This window comes from Brenneria sp. L4-2C, from assembly GCF_040240335.1.
GTDB lineage: Bacteria > Pseudomonadota > Gammaproteobacteria > Enterobacterales > Enterobacteriaceae > Brenneria.
The window spans coordinates 56,104-77,215 of the sequence record NZ_JBEIAC010000018.1; the positions used below are offsets into that span (position 1 = coordinate 56,104).

The 21,112-nt window shown below is 57.1% G+C and carries 17 protein-coding genes; 6 read left to right on the forward strand and 11 right to left on the reverse strand.

The annotated features are described in order from the left end of the window. Positions 1–6 precede the first annotated feature (6 nt). The 4 genes from ABRZ26_RS19985 to ABRZ26_RS20000 all read right to left on the reverse strand — a co-directional run bounded on the left by ABRZ26_RS19985 (position 7) and on the right by ABRZ26_RS20000 (position 4,305). A complete protein-coding gene (locus tag ABRZ26_RS19985) occupies positions 7–870 on the reverse strand; it encodes an ABC transporter permease (RefSeq protein WP_319605878.1) in 864 nt (287 codons plus the stop codon). An 11-nt stretch (positions 871–881) separates the two neighbouring features. Then, positions 882–1,802: an ABC transporter permease gene (locus ABRZ26_RS19990; RefSeq protein ID WP_319605879.1), complete on the reverse strand. Its 921-nt coding sequence runs from the start codon at positions 1,800–1,802 to the stop codon at positions 882–884. Positions 1,803–1,817: 15 nt separating this feature from the next. Beyond that, entirely contained in the window at positions 1,818–3,308 is a 1,491-nt protein-coding gene (locus tag ABRZ26_RS19995; RefSeq protein WP_319605880.1) for an ABC transporter substrate-binding protein, read from the reverse strand. Positions 3,309–3,372: 64 nt separating this feature from the next. Beyond that, positions 3,373–4,305, reverse strand: coding sequence for a polysaccharide deacetylase family protein (locus ABRZ26_RS20000; protein WP_319605881.1), 933 nt, complete (start codon positions 4,303–4,305; stop codon positions 3,373–3,375). A 493-nt stretch (positions 4,306–4,798) separates the two neighbouring features. On the opposite strand from ABRZ26_RS20000, the gene ABRZ26_RS20005 reads away from it, so the two are divergent. Continuing rightward, positions 4,799–7,243 (forward strand): DUF3772 domain-containing protein, encoded by a 2,445-nt coding sequence (locus ABRZ26_RS20005; protein WP_319605882.1) that lies wholly within the window; start codon positions 4,799–4,801, stop codon positions 7,241–7,243. Between the two features lie 54 nt (positions 7,244–7,297). On the opposite strand, the gene ABRZ26_RS20010 is transcribed toward ABRZ26_RS20005, so the two are convergent. The 6 genes from ABRZ26_RS20010 to ABRZ26_RS20035 all read right to left on the reverse strand — a co-directional run bounded on the left by ABRZ26_RS20010 (position 7,298) and on the right by ABRZ26_RS20035 (position 14,055). Then, positions 7,298–8,158, reverse strand: a complete 861-nt coding sequence (locus ABRZ26_RS20010) for a D-amino-acid transaminase (RefSeq protein ID WP_319605883.1) — start codon at positions 8,156–8,158, stop codon at positions 7,298–7,300. A gap of 49 nt (positions 8,159–8,207) precedes the next feature. Further along, positions 8,208–9,188, reverse strand: coding sequence for an N-acetyl-D-Glu racemase DgcA (gene dgcA / locus ABRZ26_RS20015; protein WP_319605884.1), 981 nt, complete (start codon positions 9,186–9,188; stop codon positions 8,208–8,210). Next, complete coding sequence (gene dgcN / locus ABRZ26_RS20020; protein ID WP_319605885.1) at positions 9,185–10,186, reverse strand: N-acetyltransferase DgcN; 1,002 nt, start codon at positions 10,184–10,186, stop codon at positions 9,185–9,187. The genes dgcA and dgcN overlap by 4 nt, the downstream gene beginning before the upstream one ends. 590 nt (positions 10,187–10,776) lie before the next feature. After that, the gene (locus tag ABRZ26_RS20025) at positions 10,777–11,295 is read right to left on the reverse strand and encodes a phenolic acid decarboxylase (RefSeq protein WP_319605886.1); all 519 of its coding nucleotides are present in this window, start codon (positions 11,293–11,295) and stop codon (positions 10,777–10,779) included. Between the two features lie 199 nt (positions 11,296–11,494). Beyond that, positions 11,495–12,961, reverse strand: coding sequence for a coniferyl aldehyde dehydrogenase (locus ABRZ26_RS20030; RefSeq protein ID WP_319605887.1), 1,467 nt, complete (start codon positions 12,959–12,961; stop codon positions 11,495–11,497). A 65-nt stretch (positions 12,962–13,026) separates the two neighbouring features. After that, positions 13,027–14,055, reverse strand: a complete 1,029-nt coding sequence (locus ABRZ26_RS20035; protein ID WP_319605888.1) for a zinc-binding dehydrogenase — start codon at positions 14,053–14,055, stop codon at positions 13,027–13,029. 222 nt (positions 14,056–14,277) lie between these two features. On the opposite strand from ABRZ26_RS20035, the gene ABRZ26_RS20040 reads away from it, so the two are divergent. From ABRZ26_RS20040 to ABRZ26_RS20050, 3 genes are all read left to right on the forward strand, one after another. Next, entirely contained in the window at positions 14,278–15,159 is an 882-nt protein-coding gene (locus tag ABRZ26_RS20040; protein ID WP_319605889.1) for a LysR family transcriptional regulator, read from the forward strand. 569 nt (positions 15,160–15,728) lie between these two features. Continuing rightward, positions 15,729–16,943 (forward strand): alanine transaminase, encoded by a 1,215-nt coding sequence (alaC, locus tag ABRZ26_RS20045; RefSeq protein ID WP_319605890.1) that lies wholly within the window; start codon positions 15,729–15,731, stop codon positions 16,941–16,943. A 188-nt stretch (positions 16,944–17,131) separates the two neighbouring features. Beyond that, positions 17,132–17,956, forward strand: a complete 825-nt coding sequence (locus ABRZ26_RS20050; protein WP_319605891.1) for a prepilin peptidase — start codon at positions 17,132–17,134, stop codon at positions 17,954–17,956. Between the two features lie 177 nt (positions 17,957–18,133). Here the strand turns inward: ABRZ26_RS20050 and ypdK are convergent, their stop codons facing one another. Further along, positions 18,134–18,208: a membrane protein YpdK gene (ypdK, locus tag ABRZ26_RS20055; RefSeq protein WP_349824368.1), complete on the reverse strand. Its 75-nt coding sequence runs from the start codon at positions 18,206–18,208 to the stop codon at positions 18,134–18,136. A gap of 185 nt (positions 18,209–18,393) precedes the next feature. Here ypdK and ABRZ26_RS20060 point away from each other — a divergent pair, with 185 nt between their 5' ends. Both ABRZ26_RS20060 and dbpA read left to right on the forward strand, forming a co-directional pair. After that, on the forward strand, positions 18,394–18,651 hold the full coding sequence (locus ABRZ26_RS20060; RefSeq protein WP_319605892.1) for a hypothetical protein: 258 nt from the start codon (positions 18,394–18,396) through the stop codon (positions 18,649–18,651). A gap of 48 nt (positions 18,652–18,699) precedes the next feature. Beyond that, positions 18,700–20,082, forward strand: coding sequence for an ATP-dependent RNA helicase DbpA (gene dbpA, locus ABRZ26_RS20065; protein WP_319605893.1), 1,383 nt, complete (start codon positions 18,700–18,702; stop codon positions 20,080–20,082). Positions 20,083–21,112 lie beyond the last annotated feature (1,030 nt).

Sequence of the window (21,112 nt, forward strand, 5' to 3'; positions counted from 1 at the left end):
CAGACCTCAACGCAGACGGGAACGGGGGTCGAGCTGGTCGCGCAGCCAGTCGCCCAGCACGTTAACGGAAAAAACCAGCAGGAACAGGCAGGCGCCGGGAAACGCGACGATCCACCAGGCTCGCTCGATATACTGTCGGCCGACGCTCATGATCGAACCCCAACTGGACGCCGGCGGCTGGATGCCCAGTCCGAGAAACGACAGGCCGGCTTCCATCAGGATCATCAGGCCGAATTCCGCGGTAGCGACAATCAGCAGCGGACCGGCGATATTTGGCAAAATGTGGCGCAGCAGAATACGCGTCGCGCCGGCGCCGGCCAGTTCGGACGCCTTGATAAACGGCAGATTGGCGATCTGTAGCGTCTGGGCATAGGCGACGCGGGTATAGCGCGGCCAGCGGGTCAACGCCAGTACCAGCACCAGCTTGAGAAAGCCCGGCCCCAGCACCGCCACGGTCAATACCGCCAGCAGGATCGCCGGGATAGACATCATGATATCCACCAGACGCATGATCAGCGTTTCGACGGCGCCGCGGAACCAGCCGGCCATCATGCCGAGCGTCACCCCGACCAGGGTCGACACCGTGACCGACAGCGCCGCCACGCTCAGCGAGACGCCGGCGCCGTACAGGGTGCGCGATAGCAGGTCGCGGCCCAGATCGTCGGTGCCGAACCAGAATGTTATCCCTCTGGCTTCAAAGCCCGGCGGCTTCAGTCGCGCCAGCAGGTTCTGCCGCGCCGGATCCAGCGGGGCTATCCAGGGGGCGAGGATCGCCAGCAGCACGATAACCGTCAGGATTAGCGCGACGATCAGCACGGAAAGCGGCACTTTTCGTCTGCGGCGTCCGACTGCCGGGAATACGGATTGCATAGTACGGCTCCTCAGCGCGCCAGCCGGATGCGCGGATCGACCAGCGCATACACCAGATCGGCGAGAATACTGGTCATCACATAAACAAAGGAAATCAGCAGCACAATGACCTGAACCACCAGAAAATCCCGAGACTGAATGGATTGGATCGCCAACTGGCCGATGCCGGGCCAGGCGAAAACCGTTTCGATAATCACCGCGCCGGCCAGCAGATTGCCGATTTCCAGCGCGGCGATGGTGATCACCGGAATGGCGGCGTTGCGCAGCACATGGCGCCGGACGATGACGGCGCGAGACAGCCCGCGGGCCAGCGCGGCCCGGACATACTCTTTGCCCAATTCGTCCAGCACCGCGATACGCGTCATGCGGGCGAAGGTCGACATCGAAATCGCGCCGAGCGCGATAGCGGGCATGATCAGCGCGGACCACTCCTGCGAGCCGGAGGTCGGCAGCCAGCGCAGTGTGACGGCGAAAACGAAAATCAACAAAATGCCCGACAGAAAGGTGGGTACGCTTTGTCCGGTGACCACAATGGCGGTCAATAGCCGCTCCAGCCAACCGCCGCGCCGTACCGCCATCAGAATGCCGATCGGAATGCCGAGACCGATGGCCACCAGCAGCGCGCCGGCGGCCAGCATCAAGGTATAGGGCAGTCTGGAGGCGACGATATCCAGCGCCGGCACGCGCTGCACCACGGAAATACCGAAATCCAGATGGGCCAGATCCTTGAGATAGGCCAGATACTGCACCCCCAGCGGCCGGTCAAAACCAAGCTGATGGCGCAGGGCGGCAATCATTTCCGCGGACGCATCCTGCGGCACCAGCAGCAGGGTGGGATCGCCCGACAGGTGCATAATCATAAATACGATGGTCAGCACCCCGAGGATGGCGATAGCGGCATGCAACAGCCGTCCGGCGATGTATCTCAACATGGCGAGCCTCTCCGGCTAGGGCTTCCAGCGCATATCCGTCACGAACATCGCTTCGTTGGCGCTCGGCCGCCAGTCTAGATGTTTACTGGCGCCGTATACCACATAGGACTGATAGAGACCGATGCCGGGTACGTCGTCACGCAGGATCTGATAGGCCTGACGATATTTTTCCAGCCGCTGCGGAACATCAAGGATTGAGCGGGCGCTGTCCACCAGCGCATCGAATTCGGCGTTGTGGTATTTGGCCCACAGGCTGCCGCTGCGAAACAGCGGGAAGATCACGCCGTCCGCATCCTGACAGGCGCAGGACCAGGCGCCGAGCGCCAGACCGCCGGCATTGCCCGCTTCGCCCTGACGGCGTTTAAGGAAGGTCGGCTGATCGCTGGACTGAATTTCCACCTTCAAACCGACATCGTTAATCATCTGCTGGATGGCTTCGACCATGGCGCGGCTGTAAACCGGCGAGGTCAGGAAGGTGACGACGGCCCCTTCGGCGTTGGCGGCTTTGACCAGCTCGCGCGCCTTATCCGGGTCGAACGGATAGCCCTGTACCCGATCGGTATAGCCGAAGACCGGCGGCGCGCCGAGCACGTTCACCGGCGCGCCGTAGCCTTCCAGCAACGCATCGATCAGCGCCTGACGGTCGATAGCGTAGGCGATCGCCTGACGGACGCGGACATCGCGGGTCGGCCCCGCCTCGGCATTGATAAACAGATAGCCGATACGTTCGGTGGGCGCCGAGAGTACCTGCGTATCGGCGTTGGCTTTTACCGCTTGCGCCTGATCCGGCGGCAGATCGCGGATCAGATCCGCTTTGCCGGTCTGTAGGTCGGCGATACGGGTCGCCACATCGGGTACCGCCCGGAATACCACGCGCGGGAATGGCGGCGTCACCCGCCAGTAGCGCTCGTTAGCCTGGAGTTCAATCTGTACGCCCTTTTGCCAGTTCACCAGGCGATAGGGGCCGCTGCCCAGAGGCTGCTGATTGAATTGCTGATCGCCGACCTTTTCCACATAAGCCTGCGGAACGATGGACAGCTTAACCAACTGCGCCAGCAGCGCCGGGTAAGGCGATTTGGTGGTTATCCGCACCCGGTTGGGGGCGATGACTTCGGCGCCGTTGATCTGATCGAACTGCGACAGCTGCGGGCTTTTCAGCGCCGGGTTGGTAATACGCTTGATGCTGTAGACCACGTCGGCGGCGCTGAGCTTGCTGCCGTCCTGAAAGCTGACATCCTCGCGGATGTCGAAATCGATAGTCGTATCGTTGACATAGGTCCAGGCGCTGGCGATTTGCGGTACGATCTTGCCCTCGGCGTCACGGGTCAGCAAGTTATCGAAGATATTGCGATAAACGCTATAACTGTCGGTATTCCACTGGAGATGGGGATCGAGCGTCGCCGCATCGCCCGGTAAATCAATGGTCAGGGTCTCTTTCACCGGCTGAGCGACGGCCAGCGTCGCCGCCAGCGCCAGGGCGGTCGCGGCGGCCCATTTTATTATCATAGACATGTTCGTTACTCTCTTCAGACCAGAAAACAGGGTTATATTCGCCGGCATGGCCGGAGGGTTACCGCGGCGTGTTGCGCGCCAGACCGGCGCCGGCGGCGCAGAACGCCGCCAGTTCCGCGTGGGTGGTAAACCAGACGTCGCCTTTGGACTGCGCCAGCCGGATGATCTCCTCCAGCAGGAACAAGCGCGAGCGATGGCCGGAATGGTGGGGATGAAGGGTCAACTGAAACAGGCCGCCTTCCTGATAGGCCATCTCCAATTCACGCTGAAAAATGCCCAGCACCATAAGGGGATCGCCATAAGGCCGGGCGGCGCTCGTCCGGTCCATGGCGAAATAGGGCGCGTCGTCGCGGATCCACTCCACCGGAATTTCGACGATGCCGGTCGGCAGACCATCCTCCAGCAGTTCGTAGGGCTCGTCGTCGGCCATCAGCGACGAGTCGTAAAGCAGCGCCATTTCGCGGGCGATGCCCAGCGTGGCCGGACTGAAATCCCAGGAGGCGGTACGCATGCCCACCGGCCGGCGGCCTGATAAGCGATCCAGCACATCGGCGGCCCGCAGCGCCAGATCGCGTTCGGCGACGGCGTCAAGGCGGGAATTAGACTCATGAATCCAGCTGTGCATAGCGATTTCATGACCCGCCGCCGCGACGGCGCGCACTTCGTCGGCGTTGATCAGCGCCGATACCGCCGGCACAAAAAAGGATGCCGGCACGTCGTATTTTTCCAGCAGGCGCAGGATACGCGGCATGCCGGCGCGCGCGCCGTACTGTCCCTGACTCAGACGTCCCGCCGACAGCCCGCCGTTACGCAACTCAAACGTCTCATGATCGGCATCAAAAGAGAGGGCGACGGCCATGCGTGCGCCGTTTTTCCAGACGGCGGGCTTCAACGACCGACCGGCGCGGACGCGATCCACCCGCTGTCGCCAACGTTCATCAGGCCACAGCCACGGCTTATCGTCCGTCAGACCCCCTCCTGACTGATGCATGTCATGTTTCCTTGTTGTTATTAAACGTTTGCAAAAAAATTAATAACGGCGCGGTATATTAATGAAATGGAATAATAAGGTGATTAATATAACCATATGAACTGTTTTGTGGTCAAGCAGTGACCGATGCGCGTAAAGGCCAATTTTTTCTAGCCTTATGCGGATGAGGAAAAAGTCGCTTCGCTGTCCAATCGTGTTAAGCGCCGGAGGGCGAACATGCTCGCCGCCGTTTGAGACGACAGCGGCCGGGCGCGGGTTTATTTCCAGCGCCCTTGATGTTTGTCTTACGTTTCAGGTCGGATCCCTGTAAAACAGAGGCGAATTCATCTTTATCTGCTGCGTTTATGGCGTCATTCTTTGTAAGTTATAGAGGGGCGGATGGCGTTGCGTCCGTCGCTGATACGTGGCATAGCGGGTAAAATCCAACCACGCTGGCGCAGGGTGGCCGTTTTGAACCTCCGCGATTTCTGTTGAACTTGGGACCTTTCAATTTATGCATACTTCGTTATCCGCATTATTGCGTATTTTTCTGTTGTCGATATTGATCGCGCCTGTCGGATATGCGACGGCGGCGGATCCGGATCCCCAGCCGGCGCAGACTGAGACGCCAGTAAAAATAAATATTGATGCTGAATTGGTGAACCTGCAAAAGCAGTTGGACAGCATTAAGCAGCAGGTGTCAGGCGCCAATAGCGATAGTAAATTCGGGGCGTTGAATGATACTACCCAGCAATTGGTCGGCAGCGCGGACGATTTGTCTACGGCGGTAACGCCGCTGCGGGCGCAGCTACAGGCCCAGTTGGACGTTTTGGGGCCGGCGCCGGAACCCGGTTCCAATATCAATGAAACGAATGAAGTGACGCGTAAACGTAATAATCTGAACGCGCAGAAGGCGAAGATGGATGCGCAGATTGAGCAAATCCAGGCGCTGCGGGCCGCCGCATCCAACCTTTCCGCGCAGATTGTTACGCTACGACGCAATGCGCTGAAAACGCAGTTGGCATTAAATTCAGGCAGTATTTTCGGCGCGCGCTTCTGGTCGCCGCTGGTAAATCCGCAGGCGGAAGATGTGCGCCGGCTCGGCGCATTTCAATCGCAGTTAAGCGACGCGCTGGCGACTTCCTGGACGCCTGAATGGCGGTATGGTTCCGCTTTCTTTCTGCTGGTCGTCGCCGCGCTGGTTACCGCCGGTCGTCGATATATGGAGAAATACCTGACCTGGGCCGGGATTAATCTATTGCCGGAAGGACGCCTGAGACGAAGTTTTCTGGCGACGGCCAGCGTCATCTCGACCGTATTGACGATCGGCATCGCCGCGAATTTGCTGGACTACGTCTTTACCCGTCATGGTCAGGCGAGCGAGCGGGTGGAGTCGTTTCTGGATACGCTGACGCAGCTATCCGTTTTTTGTTCGATGATTGCCGGTCTGGGCCGGGCGTTTCTCTCCAATCAGCGTCCTTCCTGGCGGCTGCCGGCGATATCCAATCCGGTCGCGAAGGCGATGAATCCCTTTCCGGTCATTGCCGCGCTGCTTATTTTGCTGTTCGGCGTCATCGAACAGGTGACGGCTACGGTGGGAACATCGGTGTCGGCTACCATCATGGTGAATGGTTTATCCGCGCTGTTTCTGGCGCTGACGATCGGCATCATCGCGCTGCGCAGCGATCAGGTGCGTCGGCAGATGGTGAATGACGGCGCGCAACCGGAAGCGCGCTCAACGCTGGCCGGCATTGTTCATCTGGCGGTGCTGGCAACCACGTTCGCGGTGTTGGTTTCGCTGGTTATCGGCTATATCTCGCTGGCGCGTTTCCTGACCTATGAGCTGGTGTGGATCGGCATGGTTATGTCGTGCCTCTATCTGTTCTCGACGTTTATTGTCGACATCTGCGAAAGCGTTTTTTCACCCAACAATTCCAGCGGACAGCGCATCAAGAACTCGCTCAATCTCGACGATCGGCATCTGGCGCAGGCGACGGCGCTGCTTTCCGCCTGCGGCAAGGTCTTTTTGATTTTGATGGCCGCCGTCGCCTTGCTTAACGGGACTTTCGGCACCACCACCCCGCTGGAGCTGGTGCAGAAAGCCGTTGAAATATGGGGCGGCAAGGGACTGGAAACGCTGAGCATCGTACCCGCCCATTTGGTGAACGCGGTGCTTTTCCTGGCTATCGGGGTCTACGTTCTGCGCTCGTCAAAGCGCTGGCTGGAGGATGAATTTCTTCCCAAAACCATGCTGGATCGCGGTATCCGCGCGTCGCTGGTGACGCTGTTCAGCAATATCGGCTACATCCTGATCATTCTGCTGACGCTGGCGACGCTGGGGATCCAGTGGAACAAACTGGCATGGATCGTCAGCGCGCTGTCGGTGGGTATCGGTTTCGGTTTGCAGGAAATCGTAAAAAACTTTATTTCCGGTTTGATTTTGCTCACCGAACGGCCGGTCAAGGTCGGCGATCTGGTGAATATCAGCGGCGTGGAAGGGGATATCCGGCGCATTAACGTTCGGGCGACGGAGATCCAACTGGGCGACCGTTCGACGGTGATTGTGCCTAACTCGCAGTTTATTTCGCAGAACGTGCGCAACATCACCATGGGGAATGCGCTTGGCGTGGCGACGCTGGCGTTGACGTTCCCGCTGGATATCGACCCCGAGGAGGTCAGAGCCATTCTGCTGGATGCCTACACGGAACATGAATCGATTCTGGACGCGCCCGCGCCATCGGTTACCTTCAGTCAGCTAACCCCGACGGGAATGGTGTTGAGCGTGACGGGCTATGTCAACAGCCCGCGCCTGGTGGCCGGGGCGAAGAGCGATCTGCTGTTTGATATTATCCGCCGCCTGCGGGCGTCCAATATTCCTCTGGCGGTGCCGCAGAGAATGGTATTGGAAAACCCTGTCGCCGGTTTGCCCGATGGCGCTGAGATTGAAGAGAAAGCGTAAAAATAAAGGCGCCCCATCAATGGCGGGCGCCTTGTCAGCGTAGCGGCCGGATTGCTATTTGACCTGCTGCTTCACCATTTCAATATAAATTTCCCGCAGGCGGCGGGTTACCGGGCCGGGTTTGCCGTCGCCGATGGTTTTGCCGTCGAGCTTGACCACCGGTAAAACGAAGGTGGTGGCTGAACTGATGAAAATTTCACTGGCGTGATAGGCTTCTTCCGGAGTGAAAAGCCGTTCCTCCAGTTTGATTTGATCATCCTCCGCCAGTTTCAACAGCGAGTGACGGGTAATACCGTGCAGAATATCGTTGCTTAACGGACGGGTCACCACGGTTTTATCGTGCAGGACGATATAGCAGTTGCAGGAGCTGCCTTCGGTCACAAATCCGTTTTCCACCAAAAAGGCATCATCGGCATGTTGGGAATGGGCGTACTCTTTCGCCAGGCAGGCCGCCAGCAGGCTGACCGTTTTGATATCGCGGCGGTGCCAGCGGATATCAGGGCAGGTGACGGCATGCAGACCGGTTTCCGCCTTCGGGTTTTCCAGCACGCCGCGCGCCTGAGTGAACAGCACCAGCGTGGGTTTGACCTCGGACGGAGGAAAGTGAAAGTCGCGATCGCCGGCGTTGCCGCGGCTTAGCTGCAAATAAATTGCGCCTTCTTCCATGCCGTTTTTTTCGATCAGAGCCTGATGAATCTCTTTCAGTTCGGCCGGCGTGACGGGCAACGTAAGCGACAATTCACGGCAGGAGCGCTGTAGACGCGCCAGATGACCGTCAAACTCGGCCAATTTGCCGTTCACCACCGCGGTGACTTCGTATACGGCGTCGGCGAAGAGAAAGCCGCGGTCAAATACCGAAACTTTGGCCTCGCTTTCCTGCACATATTGCCCATCGACATAAACAAGACGTTGCATTACAACACTCCTTAATCCTCAATAGTCTTTTCATGCAGCTTAACGCATTTTAGCCCCATAGCGCGGCCTCCGATGCGTGTATGCGGCTGCCGTCGTAACGCAATCCGTTGGCCCGGTCACGCTGTAATAGCAAAGGACCGTCCAGATCGACCACTTGCGCGCCCTGAGCCACGATAAAGGCCGGCGCCATCGACAGCGAAGTGCTGACCATACAGCCGACCATGATCTGCATGCCTTGCTCCAGCGCGCTGGCCCGCAGGCGAAGAGCTTCGGTCAGTCCGCCGCTTTTGTCCAGCTTGATATTGATCATGTCATAGCAGCCGGCGATCGCCGCCAGCGAATGGCTGTCATGACAGGACTCATCGGCGCAGATCGGGATCGGGTGGGGCAGGTCGGCCAATACGCCGTCTTTGCCGGCGGGCAGGGGCTGTTCGATCATCGCCACGCCCAGCGCGGCCAGTTCCGGCACCAGTTTCAGGTAAAGTTCGGCATCCCAGCCTTCATTGGCGTCGACGATCAGACGGGCGGACGGCGCGCCGTTGCGCACCGCGGCCACTCTGGCCAAATCGTCTTTATCCGCCAGTTTCAGCTTGAGCAGCGGCCGGCCGGCGTTTTGCCGCGCGGCCTGTTGCATCTTCTCCGGCGTATCCAGCGACAGGGTGTAGGCCGTTTCCAGTACGCCCGGCGCCGGCAGATGCAAACGCTGCCAGATGCGCTGATAGTGGCGTTTGCATTCCAGATCCCAGAAGGCGCAGTCGAGCGCGTTGCGCGCCGCGCCAGCCGGCAGCCGGGTTTGCAGCTGTTCACGATCCAGACCGTGGCGAATATCGTCGCGCAGCGCGGCGATTTGCGCCATCACGCTCTCAATGGATTCGCCGTAACGGGCGTAGGGAACGCACTCGCCATAGCCGGTAACATCAGCGGAACGGAGAGCGACCACCACCACGTCGGCCTGAGTTTTACTGCCGCGCGAAATGGTGAATGTACCCTGTAGCGGCCAGCTTTCATGGAAGAGTTCGAGTTCGATCATAGGCTGGCCAATTGGTCGACGATGCGTCCTACGCCCTGGCGGAACGGATCCACCACCGGCAAACCGAATTTTTTCTCCAGGTCGGCCATCAGTTGTAATGCGTCCGCTTCGCTGAGCGCCGCCGTATTGACGGAGATGCCGACAAAACGCGCTTTAGGGTTCGTGAGATGGGCGACCGACAAATTCAAGGCCATACAATCGGCGATATCGGGAATCGGATAGTCGACGCCGCGCATGGTTTTGCGGGTCGGCTCATGGCACAGCACCAGCGCATCGGGCTGCGCGCCATGAATAATACCGGTGGTTACGCCGGCGAAGGAGGGGTGAAACAGCGAGCCCTGACCTTCAATCACGTCCCAGTGATCCGCGTCGTTGGCCGGCGCCAGCGTTTCAACGGCGCCGGCGGTGAAGTCGGAGACGACGGCATCAATGCTCACGCCCGAACCGCTAATCAGGATGCCGGTTTGGCCGGTCGCGCGGAAGGTCGCTTTGCCGCCGCGCGATAAAATTTCTTTTTCGATTGCCAGCGCGGTGTACATTTTGCCGCAGGAGCAGTCGGTGCCGACCGGCAGCAGGCGTTTACCCGAACGTTTGCGGCCATTGGCGACCGGGTAGACCTGCGACGGGTGGCGGACATCGAACAGGGAACGACCCAGTTTCGCCGCCAGTTCGCTGAGTTCCGGCACGTCGGCCAGGCGATTATGCAGCCCGGCGGCCAGATCCATACCGCTTTTCAACGCTTCGCTCAATACGGCGATCCATTGTTCTGAAATGATGCCGCCGCGATTGGCGACGCCGATGACTAACGTTTGCGCCCCGGCCGCCCGGGCGGCGCTGATATCCATATCAGGCAAGCCGCAATCGGCATGACAGCCTTCCATGCGGTATTGACCAACACAATATTCCGGGTGCCATTGCTTAATCCCGATAGCAACCTTTGCTGCTAACTGATCGTGCGCGTCACCCAGGAATAATAAATAAGGTTTTCTGATATCCATTATTCATCCTCATAAGCACTAAGCGTAAGTCATTAATAAAGCGGTCGGATAAAACGTCATTGGCTATAAACATAATCTGCCGATTGATAATAACTGTAGCAATATAATTGTCAATAACTCCCATTGTTAAGTGATAACCTCTGATTTTTTGTCAGTTTAGTGGGGTTAAATTCAGGTTTTAACTGTTTTTATGGGATTAAATGTTGTCATTGTCTTTTATTTTAAAATCGTACGGTTTTTTATAAAATCGGCATGAGGATATTTGGATGAAATATTTTATCTCGTTGTTTTTTATTGGTTTTGTATTGTCTTGTTAATTATTTTTATGCGCTAATTTGGTGAGCTGACTTATTATGGGGCCCCATAATAAAGCATCCGGTTTTTTTGTTTTTAATTTGTTAAGAGGAATGGTGTTTGCCGATGCCTGATATCAATAATTCTGATATTTTTACGCTGTGTCAGAAAAACAATTAATATCTCGGATCTAAATATAGAAATGGAATGATATGACCGGCATCGCCGGCCATTTGATCCGCGGTTGCCGACCGAGTGGTTAAACACGGCCGTCGTCAACCTCTATGGCGGGGATATCAGTTACGCCGCGCGGTATAACCCGCCGCGACTTCATCGGGCGCGCAATCAACCACCGTTTGATCGTCAGGGTCGCAATCTTCAACAAAGGTCAAGGCAGCGAATTCGTCGATGACCAGTTTCGGATAAGTGGGGCCGGCGTCGCGGTATTGACGCATCAGATCCAGATGGTCGTTCTGGAAACAGACGGTTCTTTCCGGGTGTTGGGCGATCCATTGCGGGAAGAAAATCACGCCGTGTATCGACCGCTCGGCGAAGTTGATGGCGACGCTGACGTCGGTGCCGGTGGGTTCATCCCAGGAAACCTTACACACCTCGTCGGCCAGCCTGACGAGATGGACTTCCTGATCCCGCACCCAGCGTCCGCCTACCATGCCGCTGTGAATGCGGTAATCCATGGTGCGGGCGTTTTTGATATACATCTCATACTGCCAGCCGTTATCGTAGGTGTAGATAAGGTGTTTGCCGATAAAACGGGTCAGGGTTTCAGGCCTGGTGGATTCGAAAGCATCACTCATGTTAAACGTCCTCTTATGTTGATTAAGGTGTGAATCACGGCGTATTCCGCTACTAATTAGAGGAGTATCAGAGGATTCAGGCGGTAATAACTATAGCAGCCAGACCAATCTCCGCGTCTGTGGCTAGAAGGCAGGCGGATTGACGCAGGCCGGTATGGCATTCCCCCGCGATGGCAGGGGAACCTATGGCTTTGCAGGATTAACCGTTGCCCATGGCGTTGAGCTGCTCATCCACAAACGCGCGGACCTCGTCGCCGTAGGGCGCGCGCATCGGGAGATTGGAATGACCCGCCGCGCTCTGAATAAATATCGGGCGGGCATGGCTAAAGCGTTTGAAGCCTTCTATGCCGTGATAGGCGCCGGTTCCCGACGCGCCGACGCCGCCGAAGGGAATATCATGGACCAGAACATGGGATAGGGCGTCGTTGATCACCAGCGCGCCGGAGAGGGTGTGGTTGCGCAGCCGGTCGATTTCCGCCTGGTCGCGACCGAAGTAATAAGCGGCCAGCGGGCGCGGCCGGCGATTGATGGCATTGATGCATTCGTCATAACTGGAATAGCCTTGTACCGGCAGCACCGGGCCGAAGATCTCTTCCTGCATCGCGCGCGCCGTATCGGGTACGTTGACCAGCAGCGTGGGCGCCATTTTATGTAATGCCTCGCTGTCCAGATTTTCATTAGCCGGGTTAAGCTCGACAATCTCCGCTCCCAGGTCGGACGCCTCTCTGACCAGTTCGTGCAGCCGGTTGAATGCCTTCGCGTTGATGATGGCGGTGTAGTCCGGGTTGTCTTTGAGCGTCGGGTAGGATGAGGCGATAAACGCCTGCGCGTGTGCGATGAACTCCCCGATTTTATGCTGCGGCACCAGAACGTAATCCGGTGAAATACAGATCTGGCCGGCATTAAAGGTTTTCGCCGTCAGGATCCGCTCGACGGCCTGACGCATATCGCCGCTTTCAGAGATGATGACCGGCGATTTGCCGCCCAGCTCCAGCGTAACCGGCGTGAGATTCTCCGCGGCGGCGGCCATGATCTGCCTGCCGGTCGCGGTGCTGCCGGTAAACACCAGATGATCGAACGGCTGCGCGGAGAAAAAGGCGCCGGCGTTGTGACCCTGCACCGTCGAGATCTCTTCCGGGGAAAAGTGTTCGGCGATCAGCCGACACAGCAAACCGGAACCGTTCGGCGTGGTGCTGGACGGCTTGAGCACCGCGATGTTTCCCGCGGCGATCGCGTCCGCCAGCGGCCCAAAGGTCAGAACCAGCGGAAAATTCCACGGGCTGATAATGCCGACGACGCCCAGCGGTCGATAGTCGATAGAGACCTGGGTATCCGGAAAAGGCGCGCTGCGGGTTTCGCTCTCTATCCAGTCGGGTAAATGGTCGTGGGCGTGTTGCAGCGCGGCGACCGACCCCAGAATATCGGAAATCAGGGTATTAATCGGGCTTCTGAAACCAAAGTCCTTGCTGTAAGCCGCCGCGAAATCCTCTTTATTCTCCTTTAGCAGGCGAATGGTGCGCAGCAGGCGATCCTGCCGTTGCGCGGCGGAGGGCGGCGAACTGCTGAGATGGCGCTTTTTGAGCGACGTCAGTAACCGGGTGAAATCCTCATAAGATGCCGGATGGTTATTGACGATGAGCGCCGCCGATGATGTTTGATTTGCCATGATGACCGCCTCTTATCAATGAGTTAGGGTTATTCGCAATAAAGACGCCGTTGTCCGGCGTCTTGTTAAGACCGTTTCTCTGTTGTGATGACGATGCGAAAACGGGCTTCGTTGCGCATCATTTTCGCGTATCCTTCCGTTGCCTGTTCCAGGCTTATCGTCTCGATTTTGGCGCGGATATTTTGCAGCAGGCTGAAGTCGAGCATGGTTTCGGATTCGCTCGGCGAGCCGGTGACCACACCTTTAACCGAGCGCTCGCCGGCCAACAGCTCGCCCACGTTGATGCTGACGGGGTCGTTCCCTACGCCGACGATAACCAGGCTGCCGTGGGGATTCAGACCGCGCAGCAGCGGCCCGAACGTGGCCGGGTTCGACGCCGTGGCGATGATCACGTCCGCGCCGCCCAAGGCGATAAGCGCCTGCGCGGGATCGTCGGCCTGGCTATCAATATAGTGATGCGCGCCGAGTTCGAGGGCGAGCCGCTGTTTTTCGCCGCCGCGGGCAATGGCGATGGTGCGCAGGCCCATGCCGCGCGCATATTGGATGCCAAGATGACCCAGGCCGCCGATCCCCTGGATCGCCGCGGTCTGACCCGCTTTCACGCCCGACTTGCGCAGCGCGTTGAAGGTGGTGATGCCCGCGCACAGCAGCGGGGCCGCGCTGACCGAGTCCAGATCGTCGGGAATGGCGATAAGACCGTGTTGGTTGGCGAGCATGGCTTCGGCGTATCCGCCGTCGCGATGAACGCCGGTGACTTGCTGATTGGCGCAGTTGATAAAGTCGCCGCGCCGGCAGGATGCGCACTGTCCGCAGCGGCCGGCGAGATAACCGACGCCGACGCGCTGACCGACGCGCCAGCGCGGGTCGATACCTTCACCGCATTGCGTAATCCGGCCGATAACCTCATGCCCCGGCACTCGGGGGTAGGTTAAACCGGCAAAACCATAATCCACCGTAAAGGCGTCGGTATGGCAGATGCCGCAGGCTTCGACGGCGAGCAATACCTCGCCGGCGGCCGGGGTCGGCAACGGGCGTTCGACCAGTTCAAGTACGCCGTTGCCTGTCGCCTGTACTGCGCGATACTTACCGTTCATAGGCTGTATCCTTTTATTTTTAAGACGCGATGCGTCTGGTTCGTTAAGCGTTTAAACGCCATGACGTGCTGTACTTTCTCTGCTTCAGGACGTTGCGGGCAGGCCAATGCCGAAACTTGCGCGTCCGTCGGCATGATTTGCTCCCAGCTTCGCAATAAAATAGGGATAACGGGATAAATGAATCCGCGGGTCAGTCGTTGATAGCCAACAGGAGATCCGATAATGCCAATGCCGCAAACCACGCTTGAACAATGGGCGGTACTGCGTACCGTAGTCGAATCCGGCAGTTTCGCCAGGGCGGCGCAACAGCTCAACCGCAGCCAATCTTCGGTGAGCTATGCGATTAATCGTTTGCAGGAGCGGCTGGGGGTGGCGTTGTTGCGGATTGACGGCCGCAAGGCGCGGCTGACCGAGGCCGGACGCACGCTGCTGGCGGACGCCACGCCGCTGATCGAGGATATGGTCCTGCTGGAAGTGCGCGGCCGTTCGCTGCGGACGGGACACGAAGCGCAGGTGCGGCTGCTGGTGGACTGTATCTTCCCCCGTCCGTTGCTGTTTAAGGCGTTGAGCGCCTTTCAGCAGCAATATCCGACGGTACAGATAGATCTGCGGGAACTGGTGCGTCAGGCGGCGCCCGATCCGGCGACGCTGGCTTACGATCTGGCCATCAGTATGTGGGATATCACCAGCCGCAATGCCCGAAAAATGTTCGACGTCGAGCTGGTAGCCGTCGCCCATCATGCGCATGCGCTGCATCAGCGGGGAACCAGCCTGACGCAGGCTACGCTGTCGCGTTACCCGGTGGTGTTCATCCAGCATCACGATAACAGCCCGGCCGCGCTTCATACCTCGGCGATGAGCGGCCGCCAATGGCGGGTGAATACGGTGGAGGCGGCCATCAGCGCGGTGAACAGCGGTTTGTGTTATGGCTGGCTGCCTCGCCATTTGATTGCAACCGAACTGGAGCAGGGGCATCTGGCGGTGTTGCCGCTGCAAAGCGGCGCTTCGCGCCAGATCCCGCTGTGCCTGAGTTACGCCAGCCGGGAGCGCGCCGGCATCGCCACCCAGGCGCTGGCCGAACTGCTGCTGGCAGGCTGCGGGTAACGCGCGGCTTGCCGTCCCGCGACGATGCGGCGGCATGGCGAATTCGGTGGATAGATATAAGTCGGTCATCTCAATTTACCCGCGACGATGTAGGGTGAAAAACATCCTATTCCGCTGGTAAAGAGATTAAAAACGGAATTTTTAGCCAGAAATCAATCGAAAAATTAGATTAGTTAACACAAAAAAAGCGTAATTGTTGCTATGAATTAACTTTCGGTAACATATCGTCAGCAGCAGGGTAAACGTCGGAATAAGGTTAAAATATGAGCAAAAACCGTTGGTTATACGCGACAGGGCGATCTGGCGAAAATGCGTGAACGGTCATCGTTTCGCACTTGGATTGCGCGGCGTCGACCCGCGCTGAACGGGCGGAACAGCCAGTTATCGGACTCCGGCGGATATCGTAAAATGTGACGGAGTTATCTGAATCGCCACCCGCGCGGCGGAAAAAATTTATCAGGCGCCGCTCGACAGATTATTCGAACTGGGATAGCTTAAACGACGGGCTCGCAAGTCGGGTTCCAGCGTCGCTCGGACGGTCCGGGCGCTCACGTTACTTCGAGGATATTATGGCTGATTCCCATTCTCCGCGCCGTTTTACGCGCATTGATCGTCTTCCCCCTTATGTATTCAATATTACCTCCGAGTTGAAAATGGCTGCCCGCCGGCGCGGCGAAGACATTATCGATTTCAGCATGGGCAACCCCGACGGCCCGACGCCGCCGCATATCGTGGAAAAGCTCTGTACGGTTGCTCAACGGGAGGATACCCACGGCTACTCGACGTCCAGAGGGATCCCGCGTCTGCGCCGGGCGATTTCGCGCTGGTATGCCGATCGCTATCAGGTGGAGATCGATCCGGAAAGCGAAGCCATCGTGACCATCGGTTCCAAAGAGGGGCTGGCGCATCTGATGCTGGCGACGCTGGATCACGGCGATACCGTGCTGGTGCCGAACCCAAGCTACCCGATTCATATTTATGGCGCGGTTATCGCCGGGGCGCAGGTGCGCTCGGTGCCGCTGGTTGAGGGGGTGGATTTTTTCAATGAACTGGAACGGGCGATCCGCGAAAGTATCCCTAAACCGAAAATGATGATCCTGGGTTTTCCCTCCAACCCGACGGCGCAGTGCGTCGAACTGGATTTCTTCGAGCGGGTTGTCGCGTTGGCGAAGCAGTACGGCGTGCTGGTGGTTCACGATCTGGCTTATGCCGATATTGTTTATGACGGCTGGAAAGCGCCGTCGATTATGCAGGTGCCTGGCGCCAAGGATATTGCGGTCGAGTTTTTCACCCTGTCGAAAAGCTACAATATGGCCGGCTGGCGCATCGGGTTCATGGTGGGAAATCAGGAACTGGTCAACGCCCTGACGCGGATCAAAAGCTATCACGATTACGGCACCTTTACCCCGCTTCAGGTCGCGGCGATCGCGGCGCTGGAAGGCGACCAGCAGTGCGTGCTGGATATCGCCGAGCAGTATCGCCAGCGGCGCAATGTGCTGGTGCGCGGCCTGCATGAAGCCGGCTGGATGGTGGACGAGCCCAAAGCCTCGATGTATGTCTGGGCGAAAATTCCAGAGGCCTATGCGCATTTAGGCTCGCTGGAGTTCGCCAAGCGTCTGCTGGCTGATGCGAAGGTGTGCGTATCGCCGGGGATCGGGTTCGGCGACTATGGCGATACGCATGTACGCTTCGCGCTGATTGAAAATCAGGATCGTATCCGCCAGGCCGTGCGCGGCATCAAGGCGATGTTCCGGGCTGATGGACTATTGCCTTCATCAAAATAGTCTGTCGCTAACGTCTACCCCGGTCTGTCGGCCGGGGTTGTCCTTTCAAGCGTTTTTCCGTCCTCTTTTCATGATAACCGCGTACAGCCGCGCACTTTCCGCATAACGCCGGCTAAACCCGTTGGCGCCTGATACCGACTATGCAAGCATGCCGTTTGTGATGTCTGTATTGATTGCCGGAGCCTGACATGGAGTGGTTGACGACGTTAGCTGAAAGAACGCCGCAAGGGTGGCTGGGTCTATTGGCATTGAGCGGCCTGATGGCCGGCAGTTTTCTGAATGTGGTTATTTTTCGTCTGCCGATCATGCTGGCGCGCCGTTGGCGGGATGAAGCACGGATGCGGCCGGCGTTCGGGGATGAGCCGGTCTTCAATTTGTGCCGGCCGTCTTCAGGCTGCCCGCGCTGCGGGCGATCGATCGCCATAAAAGACAATCTGCCCGTAGTGAGTTGGCTCTGGTTACGCGGACGATCGCGTTGCTGCCGGCAACCGATTTCCCGGCAATATCCGCTGGTTGAACTGGTTACCATGCTGGCCTATCTGTCTGCGGGCATGCTGTGGCCGCCGGGCGCGGCACTGTGGGGCGCGCTGATTCTATGGTCTTTTCTGCTGGCGTTGGCCGCCATTGATATCAATACGCGGCTATTGCCGGATGGTCTGACGTTGCCGCTGTTGTGGCTGGGGCTGCTGTTTAACCTGTTTGCCACCTTTACGCCGCTGGACGATGCCGTTATCGGAGCGATAGTCGGCTATCTGTCGCTTTGGCTGCTGTATTGGCTATTCAGATTGCTGAGTGGAAAAGACGCGCTCGGTTACGGCGATTTTAAATTGCTGGCCGCGCTGGGCGGTTGGTTGGGGTGGCGCGCGTTGCCCGAGCTGGTGCTGATTGCGGCGCTGAGCGGGTTGGTCGTCACCTTGTTATGGCGAGCTTTTCGCCATGAAAGCCTCGCGCAATCGCTGGCGTTTGGTCCGTGGCTTGCATTGGGGGGCGTGGCGGTTATGTCGCTGCGCTGAGGTAGCGGGGCATAAAGCGTGAAAACCGCGCTAATGAAAAAACGGGCTGAAAGATTGCTCTCAACCCGTTTACGACGCCTGAGTCGGCTAGTTTGTCATTTGTTGCACGACTTCCGCTTATGTGTGCATTTATACACTTGCCGTCGTTTTATTTTGTCCCTGTCAGGCAGTGATTGGTTATTCCAACATCAACATAAAGGCGCTCATCCAAACAACCAGACAGAATGAGATGCCCATAAAAAAATACTTCACCGATATATTCTCCAGAAGAAAACACGCCAGCAACGATCCCGATTGTGCGTTTTATTATGAAAGGGAAATATTTTGTCGTGGCATTCCACCATCGGATAAACATTTCCCCACTGTCATCACCAGGGCTCACACCAGTTATGACGGGATCGGCGCTCAATCTACGCTGAGTCAGGGGCCTAATTCAAGTGGTCATCGGCACTATATTTGCAGAAATAGCATTAAAAAGCGTTGGACGTATGCAGGCGTCATCCGGCGACAATCAGCCTCTGCTGATTATCATGCGCGAGGTCGGTCTGTTCTGGCGAGTCTCGCCGCGCCGTTTTATCGCGATTCTGAGCCGGAAGCGGCTTCTCCTCGATATTTTAACCGCCAATCGCCATGTAAATCGGGCAATAGCGATCTTCTCTGTTATCATTGCCGCAAATCACGCGTCGGTTCGTTGAACTGGCGTCGCCTTTCTGATGTCGCCTTTGGTAATAAGAGTAATCATTGTGAGTACAACCTCTTTTTCTTCCCTCGCGCTGCCGGCTGAGCAGTTATCCAACCTGAGCGAACTGGGCTATAGCGCCATGACGCCGGTGCAGGCGGCGACGCTGCCTGCCATCCTGAGCGGCGCCGATGTTCGCGCCAAAGCGAAAACCGGCAGTGGTAAAACGGCCGCGTTCGGCATCGGTCTGCTGAATCATATTGCCGTCGGGGAGTTTACTACCCAGGCGCTGGTGCTGTGTCCGACGCGGGAACTGGCCGATCAGGTGAGCAAAGAGCTACGCCGTCTGGCTCGATTTACGCAGAATATCAAGATCCTGACCCTGTGCGGCGGTCAGCCGATGGGACATCAGATCGATTCCCTGGTTCACGCGCCGCATATTGTTGTCGGAACGCCGGGGCGCATTCAGGATCATCTGCGCAGAAAATCGTTAGCGCTGGCCTCTCTGAAGGTGTTGGTGCTGGATGAAGCCGATCGTATGCTGGATATGGGATTCAGCGACGCGATTGACGATGTGATCGGCTATACCCCGGCTCAGCGTCAGACGCTGCTGTTTTCCGCGACCTATCCGGCGGAAATTGAGCAAATCAGCGCGCGGGTACAACGCCAGCCATTAAATGTCGACGTCGCCGATGACGGCGATGAGCCTGCGATCGAACAGCGTTTTTATGAGGTCGGCAAGGAACAGCGCCTTCCGCTGTTGATTTCCCTGTTAGGTGACTATCAACCGGCGTCTTGCGTGGTGTTCTGTAACACGAAACGGGATTGCCAGAGTGTCTTCGAGGCGCTGGATGCGCGCGGCATCAGCGTGCTGGCGCTGCACGGCGATCTGGAGCAGCGCGAGCGCGATCAGGTTCTGGTGCGCTTCGCCAACCATAGTTGCCGCGTGTTGGTGGCGACGGATGTGGCGGCCCGGGGATTGGATATTAAAGATCTGGCCCTGGTGGTGAATTTTGAACTGGCTTTTGACCCAGAGGTGCATGTTCATCGTATTGGCCGTACCGGTCGCGCGGGCATGGAGGGGCTTGCCGTCAGCCTGTGTACGCCGCAGGAAATGAGCCGCGCGCATCTGATAGAAGATTATCTGGGCATGCGCATTGACTGGACGCCGGCGACAGCGGTTAGCCGCAGTGACGCGACGACGCTGGAACCGGAAATGATGACGCTGTGTATCGACGGTGGTCGTAAAGCCAAAATTCGTCCGGGCGATATTCTCGGCGCGTTAACCGGCGATGCGGGGTTAACGGCGGCGGAAGTCGGCAAAATTGATATGTTCCCGCTTCATGCCTATGTCGCTATTCGTAAAGCCAGTGCAAAACGGGCGTTGAAACAGCTACAGCAGGGCAAAATCAAAGGCAAGAACTGCAAAGTCAGGCTGTTGAAGTAAGCGTTCGGCAAATGCCGTTCAGGCTGCGCGCGGGGCCTGAACGGATGTCTGATCTCATCTTCATCTCCCTATTTCCGCTATCTGAGCGATATTTCGCCAGTGAAAGACGGTAGGTAAACTGACGCATTGACTGTAAGCGGGCGAATGAGGTAAAAACTGAACAAGCGTGATAATAAATAGCTGCACCAATAAATCACCTTGCGCTGTTTTGATTGCAACATGCCGAGTCCCCAAAAAGTCGGACTGGCCATCGCAGAACGCCAACGGCGCGGCGATGAGAAAAGGATAGGGGGGTATAATACTGATACAACGCCTGTAGTTGTGTGGTAGTCTGAGGAAAAGCAAGGTTTTCCGGCTATGTCGCAATTGACTTCGGATCATGTTACGTAATGGGGAGAGTGCGGCAACATAAATTATTATTCAGATAGATCAATGACAAGCGAGGTTCGCAAACGTAACTGGCTTTGTCTGTCAAGCTACGCACGATATGTGTGTTTGTGGATTTGATTATGTTCATAAAACATCCGTTTTATTAAACAGGAATAATAGTTCATCTTGTTTTAATTTGTTTATATATTATTTTAATTCAATCTAGTATTGTAAATATATTAACACGTCGCCTTAATGCGAAAGACTTTCTTTCTGCCATAACAATAACTTCTTTCAAATAGTGTGTTGTAGACCTTTATTTTGATGGTATAAACAGGGAGAGAAGATGGGCATCATTATATTCGCTTCATTTGTTGTTAAGTCCCTATTTCGAGGTGCGGGACAAAACGCTACATTTTGAACAACGCCAGCGCTGTCATGGGATTATAATGGCCTCGTAACGCGGCAACCGAATGACGAATTCGTCGGGAGCGAATCGACCGGCCAGTTATTGACCTGCGGTAACGACGGTATTTGCCGCGTTAGCCCTGTCGCTTAGCCGGCTAAGGAATTCGGGGTATCTGTCGGACGCGGATTTGAATGCGCTTATTGCGGCTATTCAAAACCAGAGATAGGTAGAACCATTTAGTAAATTAAATAA